Source organism: Salicola sp. AFF1 (assembly GCF_056783195.1).
Genome location: NZ_JBXAYL010000052.1, coordinates 1 through 5342, shown reverse-complemented (window position 1 = coordinate 5342; position 5342 = coordinate 1). Strand labels below are relative to the sequence as shown.

Sequence of the window (5342 nt, the reverse complement as noted above, 5' to 3'; positions counted from 1 at the left end):
AGAGCCGGATCGGCATAGCCCGCCAGTCGAGTTCGTAGTAGTAGGGAGTGCCATTGATCAGCGTCAGTAACGGCGCGACGGTCTGCGCGTCCAGTACGGCTACGACGCACTCAACCGCCGCGCGTGGCGAAAGAGCGCCGAGGGAACAACGAGCTATCTCTGGCATAACGACGTCCTGCTCGGCGAACACCGCCCGGACGGCACTTGGCAGTACTACATCCGGGACCCGGACACCGACGCCCCGCTGCTCACCCTCATCAATGGCACGGCCTACTACTACGAGCTGGACTGGCGCGACATGCCGATACGGCTGTGGAGCGAGCAGGGCGATCTTGTCTGGCGGTCCAATGCCGATGCCTGGGGCTGCTGCGATCCGGACACCCCCAGCGGCTCCATCCACCAGCCCATAAGGTTGCCGGGGCAGTTCGAGGATGAGTTGACCGGCATCCACTACAACCGGTTCCGTGATTACGATCCCACGTTGGGGCGCTACCTAACGCCAGACCCGATCGGCCTCAATGGCGGCCTCAACAACTATCGTTACACCAAAAACCCCGTGGATTACATCGATCCCTTGGGGCTGAAGGATCAGCCGACTGTGGAGGCGACCAATGCGCATAAAGGGGAAGAGGCGCCAATTGGTGAGAAAGCCCCGAACATGTCAGAGGTTGAAACCTGGGCGCAAGACTTTGCCGGACGATCCGGCGAAATGGGGCAAGCAGCGGTTGATCGACAGGCCGAGCTCCATGAAAGCACCAGCGGCTGGGGCAACGTCTTGTATAATCCGGCGATGGAATTCTCGGTAGAAGGACTGAGAATGGTCGGCTTTGGCGTTGGTGCCGTGTTGGAATCCGCGCTTTCGCCGGAGGGTATGAGCCCGAAAGTCGCGAATTACTGGTCGGATCAATGGGAAGGAGTCAAAGAGCTTGGTAACCTTGCCGTTGATACGGCCACCGGTGATGGTGAGGCCGCAGCGGATTTTTCGGTTGCTGCGGCTGGTATGGGGATTGGCAGGAAGGCTCCTGATGTTTCAAGCAAGACTTATCCAGACGGGTTGGCGTACCGTACAGATATGCCTGAACACTTATCTGGACCTCATGGTTTCAAAAAGAATGGCACTTTGCATGGAACTCATAATCAGAATAATGCGATCAATGCCCTATCTGAAAAAGGGGCAGATTATGAATTAACCCCTACCGACTCAGAAGGAATTTCAGAGTTAAGTTACAAGTATTTTAATGAAAATAAAGGAAAATACGTTTCTGGGCGTAAGACTGTATATGACCCAAGCGTCTACTCAGACCAAGAAATTCTAGACATGTCTCAAAGCGCTGGAGAGAAAGCGTTTGAAATGTATAAGTCTGATAAAACGCAAAAAGTCTATGATGTTTCTGAGGGTGGGGTTAATTTTAGGGCCTACATAAATATTGATCCTAAAACTGATGCTCCGTACATTGGGAATGTTCACCCGGTCAATTAAGAGGAAATATGATGGATTTTTTCGACAAAGCGTTTGGCAGCGAATTTGAGCCCCATCTAGATAGAGATGCGGCAATCAAATTTATCTTAAATACCTTAATGATGAATAAAGATATAGATCGCTTATCTGAACTATTAGATGTATCTAGAGAGATTGGGTCTATTGAGGGCGAGCCAGGTTGGGAGCTTGAAAGAGTTGAGGATGAAAGTCGAGGATTGGCAGGCTATTCTGAATGGCCAGTTTGGGCATATTTTAGAGCGTCTGTAGATCCAGATTTCTATGAATTAGTTAACCCAGAAGCATATTACACAACTGAAGAATTTAAGAAGTTTCTAAGTCAAGCGGTTAATGCGTACCTAAGTGAGTATCCAGAGGAGTATGCAAATTTAGAGACTTTAGTTAGTCTAGTTGACCGCTTGTGAGCGGTGTTTAGAACGAAAGTTGGAATCCATCCCTGCACGGCCTCTAATCCTGGAAATACTACATCCGCGACCCCCAGACGGATGAACCGCTGATCACGCTGATCAGCGGCACGGCGTATTACTACGAACTCGACTGGCGGGGCATGCCCATCAGGCTCTGGAGCGAAGACGGCCGCATCGTCTGGCGGGCCAACGCCGATGCCTGGGGCAACTGCGACCCGGACACGCCGAACGGCCCCATCCACCAACCCATACGGCTGCCGGGGCAGTTCGAGGATGAGTTGACCGGTATCCACTACAACCGGTTCCGCGATTACGACCCCACCCGGGGGCGCTATCTCACGCCCGATCCGATTGGGATCAAGGGTGGACTGAACAGCTACCGTAAACGGTCATTCCAAGACGTAGTAGACCCACCCCAGGCGGGTTGATCACTTCACCTCGTGAAGCGGTGTCAGTAATTCCGGCGAGACCTTGTACTGTGTGGTGCCGTTTTCGGCGAGCACGATCACGCTCTTGCGGTTGATCTTGGTGATGATACCGAACGCCGGCCCTTGCTGGGTGCTGAAGGTCACCTTGAGCCCAACGCGCAGTTGGCTCAGCGCCTGCAGGGTTTCCTGCTCCTTGAGTTCGTCGATGCGTTGGCAGATGACGTCATTGAGTTCCAGCAACTGATCGAGGGTCATCTCATCAATGCGCATGGCGGATGGCCTCCGATGGCTCGGGCTGTCTCTGCGGATGGCGGGGATCGATCAACGAGCGCAGCGGCTTGTCCGCGAAGCAACTCTTCCACTGTCTTGGCGTCAACTGCACTACCTCTCTGGCCGGATGCTGGCTGATGCGTTGCAGCACGTCCACCAGATAGGTGTACGGGTTAACGTCATGCAGCTTGCAGGTGCTGATCAGGCTCTGGATGATGCCCAGGTGTTCGGCGCCGAGTTCCGTCCAGCAGAACAGCCAGTTTTTCTTGCCCATGGGAATGGGGCGCAACGCCCGCTCCAGGTGGTTGGTGTCCGGCTGTACCTCTGGATCCTCCAGGAACACGGTGAGGCTCGCCTCACGGCTGATGGCGTAGTTCAGGGCCTTGGTCAGCGCATCACTCGGTAACAGGCCACCGCCCTCCAGCTGATCCCGGCACCACTGGAAGAACTGGTGGACCACGGGTTTTGAGTGCGCCAGCCGTTACTGGCGTTTCTTCTCGCCAGTCAGCTTCTGAGCGCGGATACTGTCTTCGTTTTGATACAGCTGAGCGATCCGCTGCAGCGCCTCGCCAGCCTGCTCCGGATGCTCGTTCTGGGCGGTGATGAAGTAACGCCGGGCGTGCACCCAGCACTGGGCATGGGTAACGCCTTCCTGTGCTGCGGCATAGCGGGCATAGGCGGCGTAGCCGTCGCTGATCAGCGTGCCGGTGAACTGCTCGCTCAACACCTGCTCGATGTGGCCACGTCCACGGCTGTTCGAGTAGGTGAACACCACCTCATCGTCATCGCCGTACAGCGGCCAGAACCAGCCGGCTTTCATTTTGCCCGGTTTGGCGCCGGCTCGGCCCTGGTGCCCGGCCTTGATCGGCGTCTCGTCCATGGCCAGCACCCGGCTGCGCAGCACATTATCGGTCTGGGCATCGACGATGGGGCGCAGCAGATCGATGGCCCGCTTGACCAGGTTGGTCAGCGTGCTGCGGCTGACGGTGACCCCGGCCTGCTGAATGCGCTGGTGCTGGCGATACAGCGGCAGGTGGAACTGGAACTTGTCCACCAGCAGCCCGGCCAGCAGGCTGACATCGGCCAGGCTGTTGTCGAGGACGTTGGGCGGTGCCGCAGCGGTCACCGGCTTCTCAGTGCCTTTGCGACGAAATACCGGGCGCTCCACTTTCAGCACCACATAACTGGCCGCTCGCTGGGCCAGCCGGTAAGTGGTCTTGGTGCCGAGAATCTCGTACAGCTCGGCATCCGGGCCGGTCAGCTCCGGCGGAAGCTGCTCAATGACTTCCACCGGCACATCCGCCGTAAAGCGCAGGCCCGTGTCGTTGAGGCAGTCGTCGTCGCGCTGCTTCTTGCCGGTGCCGCGCTGATAGGCCTGGACCGTGCGCTTACCCTCTTCCGGTTCCTTCTCCGGGACGGGCGTCTCCTCCGGCTGGAACAGGCTGTCCTGCCCAGGAAGGTCATAGACCTGTTTCTCCGATTTGGGGCCGAACAGCTGCTTCTTGAACCAATCCAGCTGGCGTTGCATCCGCAGAACCTGCTCGCGCAGCAGCGCGTTCTCCTCGGCCAGGGCCGAGTGCGACAGTGCGTTGGAGTCAGGCGTACAAGCGGTTGATGTCATGGGCGCTATTATACCGCAGTTCAGTAACCTATGCTCGCTGAAATCGCTTGAATTGGCGCGATTTTTCCACCTCGATGCCATCGATCAGCAGCTGCAGATCCGCCAGGGTCAAGGCGCGCTGGCCAGACGCTGACGGGCGCACCTGGAACTGGCCCCGCTCCAGGCGCTTGGCCCACAGGCAGTAGCCAGTGCGGCTGAAGTACAGCATCTTCATCTGGGTCTTGCGCCGGTTGACGAAGACAAAGTACTGGCCGCTCAGTGGATCGTGGTTGAGCTGGTTGCGCACCAGCGCGCTCAGCCCGCGGAAGGACTTGCGCATGTCGGTGGGCTCGGTGCACAGCCAGATCCGGGCCTGGCTATCGAGCCCGATCATCCGTTCTGGCTCAGCCGCAGCTCAACGCCATTACCCAGGCTCAGCACAATGGTCCAGCCCGAGCCGGATGATGACGATGCACCCATCAATGACGACAGATCCACAAAATCCGCCTCATCGGAGCCCGTGGAGTCTGAGACCGGGCTCTCGGACAGGCGCTTGCGCCAGTTGCAGAAGCTGGCGTAACCGATACCCTGCTGCTGACAGAACTGCACGGCGGACAGGCCGCTGTCGCGCTGCTGATCAACCAGGGCTTGCCATTGGTCAGGAGTGCGGCGTTTGCTCATGGAAGTAACCTCGTAGTGGCGAATTTGAGGCTACTGTAGGGCCCTATTCGCTGATATGGCAGGGTGTCTTAAAATGAGCGTGTATGGACTCCTCCTCTTTTGCAAGCACTTTGTTCGATCGCGACTGAGGTACGACTGCCTACGTGTATCCGGTCTCTTTAATGATGCCGTTTTGTAGGCATCGGACCCTGATGGGCTATCCGTGCGCTGGTTCCCAATCGCTTACACGAGCTTTTAGCTCCACGCTCATTAGGGGTTTCCCAGCGCCGGTCCGACCTGTTCGCCATCAATCAAAATGCCATGCAATCGTGGTATTGGATGTCTCCTGCAAAGTTTTCTGTTGTACCCAGACGCAGTCCGATTTCAGGTTGCCCCTTCAGGCGCCAGCCGCTGCCAGCCCTTCGTCATAGGCCGCCTCGTTGTGCACCAGTGCCCAGGCAATGCGGGCTGTTTTGTTG

6 protein-coding genes and 1 pseudogene are annotated in these 5342 nt (G+C 57.2%); 3 read left to right on the top strand and 4 right to left on the bottom strand.

Annotated elements, in window-relative coordinates:
- Positions 1-82 precede the first annotated feature (82 nt).
- The 3 genes from AC1RQI_RS16140 (at position 83) to AC1RQI_RS16130 (ending at position 2333) form a co-directional block, all read left to right on the top strand.
- On the top strand, positions 83-1480 hold the full coding sequence (locus AC1RQI_RS16140) for an RHS repeat-associated core domain-containing protein (protein ID WP_481905637.1): 1398 nt from the start codon (positions 83-85) through the stop codon (positions 1478-1480).
- Positions 1481-1488: 8 nt separating this feature from the next.
- A complete protein-coding gene (locus AC1RQI_RS16135) occupies positions 1489-1902 on the top strand; it encodes a hypothetical protein (RefSeq protein ID WP_481905635.1) in 414 nt (137 codons plus the stop codon).
- Between the two features lie 62 nt (positions 1903-1964).
- Entirely contained in the window at positions 1965-2333 is a 369-nt protein-coding gene (locus AC1RQI_RS16130) for an RHS repeat-associated core domain-containing protein (protein ID WP_481905636.1), read from the top strand.
- Here the strand turns inward: AC1RQI_RS16130 and AC1RQI_RS16125 are convergent, their stop codons facing one another.
- From AC1RQI_RS16125 to tnpA, 4 genes and pseudogenes are all read right to left on the bottom strand, one after another.
- Positions 2334-2603 carry a hypothetical protein gene (locus tag AC1RQI_RS16125; protein WP_481905634.1) on the bottom strand — a complete coding sequence of 90 codons (270 nt, stop codon included), beginning with the start codon at positions 2601-2603 and terminating at the stop codon, positions 2334-2336.
- A pseudogene (tnpC, locus tag AC1RQI_RS16120) lies at positions 2593-4224 on the bottom strand (IS66 family transposase). The gene AC1RQI_RS16125 and the pseudogene tnpC overlap by 11 nt, the downstream one beginning before the upstream one ends.
- A 28-nt stretch (positions 4225-4252) precedes the next feature.
- Positions 4253-4597, bottom strand: a complete 345-nt coding sequence (gene tnpB, locus AC1RQI_RS16115; RefSeq protein WP_481905633.1) for an IS66 family insertion sequence element accessory protein TnpB — start codon at positions 4595-4597, stop codon at positions 4253-4255.
- Positions 4594-4884 (bottom strand): IS66 family insertion sequence element accessory protein TnpA, encoded by a 291-nt coding sequence (tnpA, locus tag AC1RQI_RS16110; protein WP_481905632.1) that lies wholly within the window; start codon positions 4882-4884, stop codon positions 4594-4596. Before tnpA ends, tnpB begins: the two co-directional genes overlap by 4 nt.
- Positions 4885-5342 lie beyond the last annotated feature (458 nt).